The 13,347-nt window shown below is 64.4% G+C and carries 13 protein-coding genes; 7 read left to right on the top strand and 6 right to left on the bottom strand.

Features of this window, described 5'->3' with window-relative positions; genetic code table 11:
* The first annotated feature begins 107 nt into the window (after positions 1 to 107).
* The gene (locus C493_RS17390) at positions 108 to 635 is read left to right on the top strand and encodes a DUF7342 family protein (RefSeq protein WP_007260798.1); all 528 of its coding nucleotides are present in this window, start codon (positions 108 to 110) and stop codon (positions 633 to 635) included.
* 3 nt (positions 636 to 638) lie between these two features.
* Positions 639 to 1,115, top strand: coding sequence for a hypothetical protein (locus C493_RS17385; RefSeq protein ID WP_007260797.1), 477 nt, complete (start codon positions 639 to 641; stop codon positions 1,113 to 1,115).
* A gap of 54 nt (positions 1,116 to 1,169) precedes the next feature.
* Here the strand turns inward: C493_RS17385 and hpt are convergent, their stop codons facing one another.
* The gene (hpt, locus tag C493_RS17380) at positions 1,170 to 1,736 is read right to left on the bottom strand and encodes a hypoxanthine/guanine phosphoribosyltransferase (RefSeq protein ID WP_007260796.1); all 567 of its coding nucleotides are present in this window, start codon (positions 1,734 to 1,736) and stop codon (positions 1,170 to 1,172) included.
* A 509-nt stretch (positions 1,737 to 2,245) separates the two neighbouring features.
* Between hpt and C493_RS17375 the strand changes: the two genes are divergently transcribed.
* Entirely contained in the window at positions 2,246 to 3,772 is a 1,527-nt protein-coding gene (locus C493_RS17375) for a (R)-citramalate synthase (RefSeq protein WP_007260795.1), read from the top strand.
* A 59-nt stretch (positions 3,773 to 3,831) separates the two neighbouring features.
* Here C493_RS17375 and C493_RS17370 read toward each other — a convergent pair whose 3' ends face one another.
* Both C493_RS17370 and C493_RS17365 read right to left on the bottom strand, forming a co-directional pair.
* Positions 3,832 to 4,035, bottom strand: coding sequence for a hypothetical protein (locus C493_RS17370; RefSeq protein WP_007260794.1), 204 nt, complete (start codon positions 4,033 to 4,035; stop codon positions 3,832 to 3,834).
* Positions 4,036 to 4,180: 145 nt separating this feature from the next.
* On the bottom strand, positions 4,181 to 5,818 hold the full coding sequence (locus C493_RS17365; protein ID WP_007260793.1) for a 4Fe-4S ferredoxin N-terminal domain-containing protein: 1,638 nt from the start codon (positions 5,816 to 5,818) through the stop codon (positions 4,181 to 4,183).
* Between the two features lie 536 nt (positions 5,819 to 6,354).
* Between C493_RS17365 and C493_RS17360 the strand changes: the two genes are divergently transcribed.
* Positions 6,355 to 7,485, top strand: coding sequence for a twin-arginine translocation signal domain-containing protein (locus C493_RS17360; RefSeq protein WP_083912436.1), 1,131 nt, complete (start codon positions 6,355 to 6,357; stop codon positions 7,483 to 7,485).
* A gap of 64 nt (positions 7,486 to 7,549) precedes the next feature.
* Here the strand turns inward: C493_RS17360 and C493_RS17355 are convergent, their stop codons facing one another.
* From C493_RS17355 to C493_RS17345, 3 genes are all read right to left on the bottom strand, one after another.
* Positions 7,550 to 8,461 (bottom strand): dihydrodipicolinate synthase family protein, encoded by a 912-nt coding sequence (locus C493_RS17355; RefSeq protein ID WP_049889453.1) that lies wholly within the window; start codon positions 8,459 to 8,461, stop codon positions 7,550 to 7,552.
* Positions 8,462 to 8,542: 81 nt separating this feature from the next.
* On the bottom strand, positions 8,543 to 9,223 hold the full coding sequence (locus tag C493_RS17350; protein WP_007260790.1) for a helix-turn-helix domain-containing protein: 681 nt from the start codon (positions 9,221 to 9,223) through the stop codon (positions 8,543 to 8,545).
* Positions 9,224 to 9,692: 469 nt separating this feature from the next.
* Positions 9,693 to 10,994: an HAD family hydrolase gene (locus C493_RS17345; protein WP_007260789.1), complete on the bottom strand. Its 1,302-nt coding sequence runs from the start codon at positions 10,992 to 10,994 to the stop codon at positions 9,693 to 9,695.
* A 95-nt stretch (positions 10,995 to 11,089) separates the two neighbouring features.
* Here C493_RS17345 and gfcR point away from each other — a divergent pair, with 95 nt between their 5' ends.
* The 3 genes from gfcR to C493_RS17330 all read left to right on the top strand — a co-directional run bounded on the left by gfcR (position 11,090) and on the right by C493_RS17330 (position 13,291).
* Positions 11,090 to 11,740, top strand: a complete 651-nt coding sequence (gene gfcR, locus C493_RS17340) for a transcriptional regulator GfcR (RefSeq protein WP_007260788.1) — start codon at positions 11,090 to 11,092, stop codon at positions 11,738 to 11,740.
* A 344-nt stretch (positions 11,741 to 12,084) separates the two neighbouring features.
* Positions 12,085 to 12,375, top strand: coding sequence for a hypothetical protein (locus tag C493_RS17335; RefSeq protein WP_338042060.1), 291 nt, complete (start codon positions 12,085 to 12,087; stop codon positions 12,373 to 12,375).
* Between the two features lie 316 nt (positions 12,376 to 12,691).
* Positions 12,692 to 13,291: a DUF4399 domain-containing protein gene (locus C493_RS17330; protein ID WP_007260786.1), complete on the top strand. Its 600-nt coding sequence runs from the start codon at positions 12,692 to 12,694 to the stop codon at positions 13,289 to 13,291.
* The last annotated feature ends 56 nt before the right edge of the window (positions 13,292 to 13,347 follow it).

Here is a 13,347-nt window from a genome sequence, read left to right as displayed (position 1 = left end):
ATCGGCGGGCGAATCGGTTAGGGGTCGGTAGTAACCGAGATGTTTCTCCCATCGAGAGTAATATACTATTCCGCAGATTAATTATTGGAGCTATTGTAGCCACTGGTATGGGAGGGTCACCCGACGACATCAACGAAGCGTCCAGGGCCGCGTGGAAAGCCGAGACGACGACACAACAGCGCGTCCGGGCGGTCGTGAGTACCGAGTACGACGGACTGACAGCCGGCGAGACGGCCACCGAGGCGCTGGTTTCGGAAACCACCGCTCGGAGACACCTTGAAGCGCTCGCCGACCAGGGATTCGTCGAGAAAACGGCGGCACCCGATAGCGGGGCGACGCGCTATCGTCGCTCGTGGGAGTCGTTGGTGTTCGAACAGGCGCGGGATATGCTCCGCAACACGGATTCGTCGACGCTGTTCGCGAAAGTAAACGAGATGCAAGACGAACTCGAGGCCTATCGGGAGGAGACGGGACTCGAGAGTCCGGAAGACGTCGCGTGGAACGAGGGCGATATCGATCGCGAATTGCTGTGGGATTGGCGGTCGACGCGGCGGAACCTGAGCTTTGCGAAAGTTGCGCTCGCATTGGATCAGGCCGGAGACGTCGTCGGAGAGCCGAATCAGGGGTCGGCGTGAGCGATGTCTGGTGGTGACGACGGGACCGAATCCCACTCGCTTCGCGGGGCCTCGGACCGGCGTTCCCTCCTCGAGTTTCGCGACGTCGTCGAAGGGATGGAACCGCTGGCGACCGCCGCGCTGGACGATCCGCTGAACCCGGACGAACTGCGAATTTCGCTCGCCGATGGAATCGGTCCTGCGAGTCGCGGACGGTTCGACGTGCGATGGTCGACGACGAACGATTACAACATCCACTACACGGACGATCGCGGTCGAAACCTCCGCTGGGACGTTCATCCACACGAGTATCCGGCGCCCGACGATGAGTCACACTTCCATCCACCGCCGGACGCGTCGAGCGACGACGGCGCCGTCGAAGCGTCGTGTATCGACGTTCGGCAGGTTCAACTCGTCGCGCGAGCAACGGTCACGCTCTGGCGAACGCTGTACGACGCGGAATCGCTCGAAGAGCCGAACGGAGTCGTCGATCCGCCGTAACGCGGTGCGTATTCGACGTGCTCGAGGACGACCCCATCTAGACCACCGGCTCGTTCACTCGGAATCCAGAACCTCGAGCGCGCCGTCTCGAACCCGAACGTCGAGCAGGTTCGTTACCTCGCGCGAGACGTCCTCGTGATCCGCATCGACGCGTCTGAGAACGACGACGATATCGGATACCTCGGCTTCGGCTGCCTCGAGGGCCTCACAGACGGCCTCGATCGTGCCGCCCGAAGAGAGCACGTCGTCGACCAGCACGACGCGGTCGCCGGGGTCGACGCCGTTGAGGTAGAGTTCGTCCTCGCCGTAGCTGGTCGTCTGGTGGACGGCGACCTCCTCGGGGAAGCCGTACTCGCGCTTGCGGACGACGACCAGCGGGATCCCCGTCGCGATCGAGAGCGCCGTTCCGTGGTGGATACCCATCGCCTCGGGCGCGACGAGTTTGTCGACGCCCTCGAGGTCGATTCGGTCGCGGATGCCGTCGGCGACCGCCTCGAGGACGGCCGGCTCGAGGGGCGGGATGCCGTCGGTGACGCCGTGGACGAAGTACTCGTAGCCGTCGCGGTCGACGACCGGCGCGTCGCGGAGCGAGCGGGCGAGCGGCTCCAGGTTCGAATCCATGCTCGCGGGACGATACAACGGGGGGGTGGAAGGGTGTTCGGGTGGGCTCTCACTCGTGGGGAAACGGATCGGAGGACGCGACTACTGCTGGCGGCGAGATTCCCACTCTCCGACCGATTCGGTCGGTCGCGGCGCTCCCTCGCTTATCCACTGGCAGACGCGTGCGTCTTCCGAGCCGTCACTCCCAAGCCGTCACTCGCTAGCGCTTGTAACAGCCCCACACGACGCCGAAGCGCAGTTTGCCAGTGGCTCATTTGCCAGTGGCTCACCTCGTTTCAGCGTGCGCTACCGCACATGGTTTGAACAGCCTGGAGAGCCCAGTGAAACCAGTGAAACGTTCGTTTCGTCGATCTCGACGGCCACCGACGATCTGGGACCGGCGGATTTAAGAGCACATGATGCAATAGCATCGCATACCATGTCCGAGGATAGAGGAAGTCGGGGCAACCCGGCTGGGCGTGAAATTCTCCGATGAACAGCCTGCTACACCAACCGATTCGCTTCTACCTGTGACTCACTCCGCCGCCGACACGATCGCACCAGACCGTACAGTCCGCCTTCTCGATACCACCCTTCGCGACGGCGAGCAAGCCCCCGGCGTCTCGCTGTCGCCCGACGAAAAGGTCGAGATCGCTCGCGGCCTCGAGCGCGCGGGCGTCGCCGTCATCGAGGCGGGCAGCGCCTGTACCGGCGCCGGCGAGCGCCAGGCCATCTCGAGGGTGACCGACCTCGATCTCGACGCCCTCGTGACGAGTTTCTGTCGCGGGATGACGTCCGACGTCGACCTCGCACTCGAGTGTGACGTCGACGGCGTCCACATCGTCGTTCCCTCGAGCGACCGTCACGTCGAGGGGAAGGTCGGCACTTCCCGCGAGGACAACCTCGCGACGACGGCCGAACTCGTCGAGTACGCGACCGACCACGGCCTCTGGGTCGAGGTCATCGGCGAGGACGGCTCGCGCGCGGATCTGGACTACCTCGAAGAGCTGATGGCGACGGCCGCGGACGCCGGCGCCGATCGGCTCTGTTTCGCCGACACCGTCGGCCACACGGGCCCGGAGCGTACCGCCGAGGCGGTCTCCCGACTCGCGGAGATCGGGCCGGTCAGCGCACACACCCACGACGATCTGGGGCTGGGCGTCGCGAACGCCCTCTCCGCGGTCTCCGCGGGCGCCGACCTCGTCCACTGTACGGTAAACGGCTTAGGCGAGCGCGCCGGCAACGTCGCCCTGGAGGAGGTCGCAATCGCGCTCTCACACGTCTACGACGTCGAGACGCTCGAACTCGAGCAGCTCTACGACCTCGCACAGCTCGTTTCCCGGGCGACGGGAGTTCAGCTGGCGCCGAACAAAGCCGTCATCGGCGAGAACGCCTTCACCCACGAGAGCGGCATCCACACCGACGGGACGCTGAAGGACGACAAGATGTACGAGCCCTACGCGCCCGAGACGGTCGGCCGCGAGCGCCGACTCGCCCTCGGCAAGCACACGGGCCGCGCGGGCGTCAAGGCGACCCTCGAGGAGCACAACGTCGAGGCGTCCGACGAGGAAATCGCCGAGATCGCGACGCGCGTCACGGAACTGGGCGACCGCGGACGCCGCGTGACCGACGCCGACCTGCTGGCGATCGCGGAGGACGTCACCGGCGACGACCGCGAACGCGTCGTCGACCTGCTCGATCTCAACGCGACCAGCGGCGGGCCGGTTCCGACGGCGAGCATTCGCCTCGAGGTCGGCGGCGAGGAACGCGTCGCCAGCGGCACCGGCTCTGGTCCCGTCGACGCGGCGGTTTCGGCGGTCCGCGAGGCGCTCGGTTCGATGGCCGACGCCGAACTCGACTCCTACCACGTCGACGCCGTCACCGGCGGCACGGACGCCGTCGTCACGGTCGAGGTGACGATGGTCCGCAACGATCGCTCGGTCACCGTCGCGCGAAGCGAGGCCGACATCACCCGCGCCAGCGTCGAGGCGATGGTCGACGCCCTCGATCGACTGCTCGCGGCCGACCAGCAGCCGCTCGCGCCGGCCGACGACTGACGACACGACGGAACGCGCGCCATCGACTCTCCTGCTGTTTCTGATCCGAAAACTGCGTACTACTGTTTCTGATCCGAAAACTGCGTAACGACACCCTTCGGATCGAGCAGATAGACGCCGGCGAGAAAGAGCGCGACGACGACGACGAACAGCCGTGCGATTTCGCCCGCGTCCGACGGTACTCCCGGCTCGAGCGTGATAGCCATCAGTGCCGCGACGCCGATCCAGAGCGCGGCGACGATGACCCGCTGACGCATGTCCATACGTGGGTGTTCGTGGGGGTCGTAATGAAGACGGCGAGTCGAACCGAACCGAACCGAAACGAGCCGAAACGGTTCTGAACGTGGTCCGATCGGAGCCGAGTCGGCGGAACGGAAGGTGAAAGGAAGGGGAGCTAAAAGCGCGCGATCAGATGGAAGGGCCGTCCGGACCGACGGTGCCTTCGTCGAGAACGTCCTTGCGGTTGTCCGTCTGATCGACGCTGTCGTAGGCAACCGGTCCTTCGACCTGTTCGGCGTCCGGACCCGGTTCGTTACCGAGGTAGATGATGTTTGGATCCGTCCCGACGTCCTCGAGGAGCTTGAACCGAGACTCGACGTCGCCCGCGAAGTCGTCGAGGACTTCCTGAGCGAGGTCTTCGCTCGCACCGTCGAACTCCTCGTCGTCGTCCGGTTCTTCGGCGAGGTCGAACTCGAGGAGCAGATCCTCGTCCTCGAGGTCGATCCCGTGGTCGGCGAGCGCCTCGACGTACTCCATCGCCTCGGCTTCCTGCTCGGCGAGAGAACTGCTCTCGTCGCCCTCCGGTTCGCCGTCTTCGCCGACGATGTAGATGGCCAACAGCAGTCCAACCATCTCCTCGTCGAGGTCTTCGACGGCGTCGATGACGGCATCTATCTCTTCGTCTTCGCCGTCGATCGTTTCCTCGAACTCCTCGAGCGACGGGAGGTTGCCGGCCGTCCGAACGAGCGTCCGACTCTTGGCGGTGTTGTTATTGTACCGCTGCGGATCACTGTTCGGATCGTTCATATTACCGAACTGGATTACTTCGGGCGGACAAGCGTCCTCGCAGGCGGTCGTGCCGACCATTTCTTCGCCGAGACTGCCGTCGTTTCGCGTCGGACAGAACGTACACTTCTCCATGACTCCTCGCGGTCCGCGCGCGCTGACTGGCCGGTCTCGCACGTCGTACATGTGGTCTTCGTCGAGTTCGTCCTCCCCGACTTCCGGCTCTTCCCACTGGAAGTAGTTGACGCCGTAGGGACAGGCGACCTGACAGTACCGACAGCCGATACAGACGTCGTAGTCGGTCAACACGAGTCCGTCCGAGTCGCGCGTGTGCCGCGCCGTCGTCGGACAGACTTTCTCACAGGGCGCGTCGGTACAGTGTTGACACGGCCGGATCAGGTACTCGAAATCCTCCGTCGAGTCGAAATCGTCGGCAGGCGGGGAGCTAACGGTGTCGTCCTCGTAGGCAAGTACGTACATCCAGTTCGCTCCCTGATCCCAGTCGTGCTCTTCGGCACAGGCGACGACACAGGAGAGACAGCCGTCACAGTGCTCGAGGTCGAGGGTCATCCCGTACTGCGTCCCCTCGCCGTTCGCGTCGTCGGGTTCGTCGGCTTCCTGTTGGTCGTCCTGTGCGGGGACGGGACTCGAGGGACCATCGTTCCCGCCGGCCGCGCCCCAGGCGCCGAGGCCCACCGCACCGGCGCCACCCATCTTCTTCATGACGTCGCGGCGGGAATCCTCCCCAGCCCCGACCGCGGAAAGCGCCCCTTCCACGTAGCCGCCGTCTTTCGACTCCATCTCTTCGGCGAGCGCCTCTCCGTCCTCGCCGAACTCCTCGAGGACGTCGTCGCGGTAGCGCTCGTTGAACGTCTCCTCGGAGAGTTCGCCCTTGGTGACGCGCATGGCGTCTTTGGCCATCTCCATCCCGAGATCCGCGTCGTACTCCGTGTCCTCGAGCGCTTCCTCGAGGTCGTCTTGCCACTGCTCGCCGAGCGGATGGAACGTCTCGTCATCGTCCCGCCCGTCGTCGAAAGTCACCACGCCTCACCACCGGATACGGCCGACTGAGACTGATTGCGATCGGTATCCATCGTTACTCCGTAGTACTCGTGTTATCACAGGTATCTCGATAAACGGTATGCCTGCGAGTGGCATGGTGTTCGGTCGCTGCTAGCGTTCCAATCGTCTCAGTCGACCCGCCCGGTACGATTTCGCTGACGACGGACGTCGTGATCGTCGCCTCGAGTGCACCCTGTTGATTGCCTGGTCGCGACTGTGTTTGCAAGCGATGGCCCGCGTTCGCGTCCCAGCTCGGCGAGAACCTGTCTGTGACAGGCCGTCGCCGTGAGGGAACCGGAAGCGGGGGACACTGCGCGACGGGTCCCGACTGTTGTGCACTGTCGTCGGAGCAGACCGACGGCTGGCTGCAGACGTGTAACAATATATAGTGATTGTGGCCACTGTTCAGGAACAGTTCGGTGTAGACTTCGTAACACGGCTCAGCGCACTGAAACCGACCGCGAGAAGCATCCGAACCGAAGCTGTTAACTGTGGTTACTTTCCTTTGTAGCGTAATGTCTGGCGACTATAGCAGACGACAGTTTATTCGGAACGGTGGCGCGGGTGCACTTGCGATCGGAATGGGTGGTCTTGCCGGCTGTACGAGCAGCCTCCCCTTCGTCGGCAGCGGCGATTTCGAGGTCGATCAGTGGCTCACGACGGTCTCGTTCGAAGACGTTCTCGACGACGAGACGGTCGAGGAGCAGTACGACGACGCCGACCTCGAGGAGACCGAGGAGCTAGTTCGGATGTTCTCGTACGTCGAACCCGAGATGATCTTCGACAACGAGAGCGATATCGACACGTACGCGCCACTCGAGAGCGGCAGTGAACTCCGTGGCAAGGTGGGTGTGACGGCGTCCGAAATCGATTGGGCGCTTCAACAGAGCGCGAACTGGGAGTACGAGTTCGATCTCTCCTACGGTGGATCCGGGACGACCGAGGGGAGCACGACGGTGCTCGCCGGCGACTTCGACACGGACGACGTCGAAGACGCGCTCGAGCGGTGGGTCGACGACGAGTTCGATTTCGACGACGATGATGACGATGACGATGACGACGACGGCTTCGAGAGCGCCGGGAGCCAGGGCGACTTCGACCTCTACACGGTCGAGGACTACGCGTTCGGCGTCAGCGACGACTACGTGGTCGCCACCGACGCGCCCGCACTGATCGACGCGGTCTCGCTCGTCGAGTCGACGATCGACACCAAGGACGACGAGCAGAACCGCTGGACCGACGACGACGACGGCGAACTCCTGCTCTCGGAACTCGAGAGCGGGGGCGCCGCATTCGGAATTCTCACGCAGCCGCGGACGGTCGAGAACGAACTCGAGGATCAGTACGACGATCCGGACGACGCGAGCGAGGAGGAGCGCGAAGCGATCAGAGACAGGATCGAGGACTGGGAGTACGGCCTCGTCGGACAGGCGCGCTCACAGGACGTCGACGGGAGCACCACCGACATCTGCGAGGTCTTCGTCTACGAGAGCGAGGGCGAAGCCGACAGCGACGCCCTGCAAGAACACGTCGAGCGGAACCGCGACATCGGCGACGATTGGGCCACGCTCGAGGATTACTCGATCGACGCCGACGGCCGCGTGCTGATCCTCACCGGAGAGGTTCGGACGCGGGCGCTCTTCTAGCGTCGCGATCCGTTTTTTGGTCCATTCGTTTCGGACCGACCGCAAGTCCAGCGAGCGACGGCGTTTAAAGCAACTCGAGGTCCTCGAGTTCCGCACGAAACGTCGCCGTCGCGTCGTCGTCTTTCAGCCGGAGCGGGCTTCGAAGCGGCCCCGCGTCGAATCCGCGGAGGCGGAGCGCGGTCTTGACGCCGGACATGTAGGCGCCGCCCGACTTGAACGCGTCGCGGACGGCGAACACGTGGCTCTGGAGTTCGCGGACGCGAGCGTCGTCGCCGTCGTCGTAGCTCTCGTAGAGGTCGACGACGAGCGCCGGGAAGACGTTCGCGACGGCGCTGACCAGTCCCGAACAGCCGACCTCGAGGCCCGTCTCTAACAGCGAGTCCGAGCCGGCGAGGAAGGTCAGTTCGGGGTGGGCGTCGGCCGCCTGAGCGAGCCAGGGGACGTCCTTGCTCGAGTCCTTGACGCCGGCAATCGCGTCGATCTCGGCCAGTTCTGCGAGCGTCTCGAGGGAGAGTTCGGTGCCGGTCTTGCTCGGAATGTGGTAGACGTAGATGGGGAGATCGACGGCCGAGGCGATTCGCCGGTAGTGGAAGAGTGCAGCGTCGCGGTCGATCGGATAGTAGTAGGGCGTCACCACCACGACGCCGTCGGCACCGACGGAGTCGGCGTGTTCGGCGTGGGCGACAGTCTCACGGGTACTCGGTGCGCCGACGCCGGCGATGACGGGAACCTCGCCGCCGACTTCGTCGACGACGCACTCGACGACGCGCCGTCGCTCCTCGCCGGTGAGCAACGGGAACTCGCCGTTCGTACCCAGCGGAAACACCCCGTGAACGCCGCGGTCGACGACGAACCGAGCGTGGTCGGCGGTCGTCTCGTAGTCGACCGACTCGTCGTCGCGAAACGCGGTGATCGTCGGCGGGACGACGCCGCGGAGCGCGAGCGGATCGTCGGTCCCGGGATCGGAGTGAGCCATGCGGGTTCGTCCGCCGCGGATTCGCATAAAGGCCGCTTTTCGCACGGTCGGGCGCGATCGTTCACCTCGCCGTCGACCGCGTCAGTCGGTCGCCAGTTCCCCTGCCGGCTCGTCTAACTGCTCGCTGGCGAGCACCCGATTCGCTCGTCGCAGGCGCTCGGAGAGCGCCTGATGGGAGATGTCAAGTTCGCTCGCGAGTTCCTCGAGCGAGATTTCGCGGGGGACGTCGTAGTAACCCTGGCGATAGGCCTCGGCGATCGCCTCCTGCTGGGGGTCGGTCAGCGCCGCCGTCGTCTCGAGCCCCTCGTCCTGTCCGGCCTCGACCATTCGTCGGACGTCGACGCGAGTGCTGCTGTCTTCGATCGCCGAGACGGCGTCGGAGAGCTCCTCGCGTTCGGGAAAGAGCAACCGCAGCGTCCACTGGTCGTCGGCAACCTGCGCGTCGAGGAGCGTGCCGCCGTTCGCGTAGACGGCCTGGCAAACGGAGCTGACGTCTTCGTCGTACTCGAGTCGGTAGAACCACTCCATCTCTTCGTCGGTGTTCTCGAGGAGTCGCTGGTAGTCGGCGACCGTCGGATCCGCCTCGAGGGCTACCTCGATCGCGTCGTGGTCGGCGTGTGTAAACCAGACGAGCGGGACCGTCCGCGCCGGCCCTTCTGCGACGACGCTCTCGACGCGGACCTCGAGTTCCGGGAGGCGGTCGAACGTCTCCGCGAGGGCGAACTCGGCGGTGGACAGTGAGAGTTCCGCGATCGTGGTCACCGGACAGTCACCCCCGCGTGATCGCCCGACTCTGATCGGTGAACGATGCCAAGGGCGTTCGTGTCCGTGCCCATGTTAGGTTCAAGGTCTCGGTCTGTGGCTCGGAATTCACTCATAATTGTCTCACCGATCCACGCGCTGGGGTGGCGAAAGCGCCGCCAATACGCGGCGATACCGACGTGTCGGTGCGCCACACCCGCTCGGATCGTGCTACACCCGGCTACTGCTCGCGTGTGGTTGATGAGCAGGCTTTTGACTTCCAGTCGTTTAAGACAGTCTCTCACGCCCGATGACGGTCAGTTCAGGGTGTCTGTCGGGCCAGTCGAACGACCTCGAGAACGAACGTGAGTTCGTGCGGGCGATCCGCTCGAGTGGGGCCTGCCGTCCCGTACGGTTTACTGTCCGTCGTTTCCGGCACAACCGTGGCCCAGCCAGCGGTTGCGCCGGCAAATCGGTACAGCGATCCGTATCAGTCCAGCCGTGCCAGTCGGTTCATCGCGTACACTGTCCGCAATACGTCGACGCTTTTTCCCCGGTCGAAGATGAGTTCGTCCGTCTCGAGAACGTGCTCGAGGGTGTCCTGCGAGGCATGTTCGGGCGCGGCGGCGATTCCCGCGTCGATCTCGTCTACCCACTCCATGACGCGGAGGTCGCTCTTGGAGTCGCCCATCACGAGCGCGAACGGATCTTCGACGCCCAAGACGTCGAGCGCCCGCTCGACGCCGACGACTTTGTTCAGTTCGAGGCTACCGATCTCGGCCGCATCGGCCTCGTAGTAGGCGACGTCGATCCGCGCTAAGACGTCCGCGAGCGCCGACGGTACCGCCTCGGCCTCGAGGTTCGGATAGGCGCCTTCTCCCTCGAGGACGGCCCGAATCTCGGGATCCTGATCGGCGTAGAACGCTCGCGTCCAGTCGACGATCGATTCGGCCTCGAGTTCGCGAGTGCCGTTGCCCGTCGACTCGTCACCCTCCCGATCGGCCGCGGAGTCGTCCGCGAGCGTCGCGCCCACGGCGTCGGCCAGCAGGTCGATCAGGTAGACCAGCGCGGTATCGATGGTCTCGCGCGCCTTCGAAGAGCCCGTCTCGTAGTTCGGCTTCATCGTGACGTTGAACTCGTTGCCCTGGAGGTGACAGCCCCGGCGGAGTTCCTCGGGCGCCTCCGGAAGCACGCGGGAGCGAACGTCGTCGAACACGTCCCGGATCTCGGCGTCGAGTTCCTCGTAGAGCAACTGCTTCGTATCGGCGCCGTGGCCCGGCGTGAACACGCCCGTTCCGGCCTCGTAGACGATCGAGAGCGCCCCCGAGTGGACGATCTCGCTGCCCAGTCCCTGGATCGCGAATCCCTTGACGTTCTCCAGCGTCTGGCCCGTGCAGATGACGATCGGGATCCCTGCCTCGTGAAACTCCGTCAGGACGTGGAGCGTATCGCGCGGGATTTCGTTGTCGGTGTTGCCCGCCGACCGCAGCGTCTCGTCGACGTCGAGGACGAGCACGTTGACCGCGCGGCCGTACTTGGCCTCGAGGTCGAGCGCGGTAAAGGCCTGGTCGCGGTCGGCTCGTGCGGCGATTTCGGCGAACGTCTCGCCGGCCGCGAACGCCGACCGAATCTCGTCTTTCCGGCGCTCGAGTTCCTCGCTCGCGTCCTGCCAGTGTTCCAGCGCGACGCGGGAGTCGACGGCCGGAAAGACGTCGACGAACGCCTGATACTCCCGCAGCCGATCCGTATCGTACTCGTCGTAGAGGCGGTAGACGAGATCGTATCGCTCCATGTCCCATAGAGGCGGTGGAAGCGGGATAACCGTTTGTGGTACTCGCTCGTCGACGACGACACGCCTATAAAAACGGCGGTCGAATTCACGGATATATGAAAAACGTAGACGACCTCATCGAGAGCGCGGCAGAACTCGCCGCTCGCGGGCTCTCGAAGGGCGAGATCGCGGACGAACTGAACGTCTCCCGAGAGACGGCGAGCTGGCTCGTCGAGCGAAGCGGCGCGACGACGGAGCCGAGCGACCAGCAACAGGAACCCCGCGGTGGCACGGGCGGCCCGCAGGACATCCACGTCGACTGGTCCGCTATCGGTCGCGACAGCAAACGAATGAGCGCCATCGCCGAGGCGATGGCCGATCTGCTGGCCAAACACGGCGAAGACGTCGATCTGACGATCGGGATCGAGAAAGCCGGCGGCCCCATCGCGACGCTCGTCGCGCGCGAACTCGAGACCGACCTCGGCACGTACACACCGGCGAAACACCAGTGGGAAGAAGGCGACATCGAGGACCTCGGCGGCACGTTCAGCCGAAACTTCTCGGGCATTCGTGATCGCGAGTGTTACATCGTCGACGACACCATCACCAGCGGCACCACGATGCGCGAGACGATCGGCGCGATCCGCGCGGAAGGTGGCGATCCGCTCGCCTGCGTCGTCATCGCGGACAAACAGGGCGTCGAGGAACTCGAGGGCGTCCCGGTCTACTCGCTGTTGCAGGTGATCAGCGTCGGTAAAGACGACTGAGACGTCGACCGACGGCGGGTCAGCCGGCGGAAGCGGGGCGTCACAACTCGAGACAATGGCGACCGTTTCAGCGATCACCACCACGCCGACTCGAGTAACCGTCTGTTTTCCAAGCCTCGAGACCGTCGTTACTGCGGCGAGTTTCAGGTGAAACGGTCGCTCAGCTCACCCGTTCGGAAACCGACTGGATCGGCCGAATTCTCCTCAAACGCTCGGTTTTCGGATCGATTGGCATAAACGGCGAGTTGGCTCGAACCGCCGACGGCTAGGCTCCGAATTCTCTTGACCGTCTGTCTCCGGGACTCGATTGAGGTACTATGACGGAACGACTCACTCGACGACGGATGGTTGCACTGAGCGGTGCAGTCAGTCTCGCGGCGCTGGCTGGCTGTAACGACAACGGAAACGATGACGATGATGTCGAAGACGACGACGAGGAGAACGGGATGGACGACGACGTCGAAGACGACGAAGAAAACGGGATGGACGACGACGTCGAAGACGACGAAGAAAACGGGATGGACGACGACGAGGAGAACGGGATGGACGATGACGAAGACGACGAAGAAAACGGGATGGACGACGACGAAGACGACGAAGAAAACGGGATGGACGACGACGAAGACGACGAGTAACGCTGCGTAGTGGCGGACCAATCATTGGCGCACGTCCGACGACCGCCGCCCCGTTCTTTCGCACCAGTCGGTCCAGGCGACGGTCTCGCACGCCCATTCATACGGTTTACTGTCCGTCATTCCCGGCGCAACCGCGACTCGGGCGGCGGTTGCGCCGGTAAATCGGTACCGCAATCCGTATCAGACCCAGTTCTCGACGCCGTAGCGAGCACAGGGAGTGGACTTTTCGCCGCGACGGCACCAGATCGGAGCACTGAGCACTGCCAGCGGATGCGCCGCAACGCTCCCCCCGAATCGATCGTCGAACTATGATACCATGACACGAACACCGACGCGACGACAGTGGCTCTCTGGAGGGACAGTCGCCGCCCTCGCTACGATCGCCGGCTGTAGCGATATCGTCGAAGACTACGACGAAGACGAATCGCCGGACGACGGCGAGGAGGAGGTCCCGATCGACGACGTCGATCACGAGAATCACGACGGCGAGGTCGAGTTCGTCGGACCCGAAGACGGCGCCGAGGTGTCGAGCCCCGTCGACGTCGAACTCGAGGCGACGGAGTTCGAACTTCAGCCGGTCGAAGACGAGGGCGACCAGGATCCGACGCCCGAGGACGGCGCCGGCCACCACCACGTCATCGTCGACGAAGGCTGCGTCGATCCGGGGTACGTCATCCCGCACGAGGACGGCTACTACCACCTCGAGGACGGCGAGGAGGAGACCGAGGTCGAACTCGAGCCGGGCGAGTACGACCTCTGTGCGCAGACGGGCGACGCACAGCACAACGCCTACGACATGACCGACGAGATCACCATCGAAGTCGTCGAAGACGACGAGAACGGCGCTGACGACGAAGACGGTGATGAGGAGAACGGCACGGACGAGAACGGCGACGACGGAGACGACGAAACGTAACGTGCTGCGAGGCGTCTCAGCGTGCCGCGTCGCGTGCCGTCGATCGAGCGGCCGCT

It is taken from the genome of Natronolimnohabitans innermongolicus JCM 12255 (assembly GCF_000337215.1).
Classification (GTDB): domain Archaea; phylum Halobacteriota; class Halobacteria; order Halobacteriales; family Natrialbaceae; genus Natronolimnohabitans; species Natronolimnohabitans innermongolicus.
This window is presented reverse-complemented; position numbering and strand designations above follow the sequence as displayed.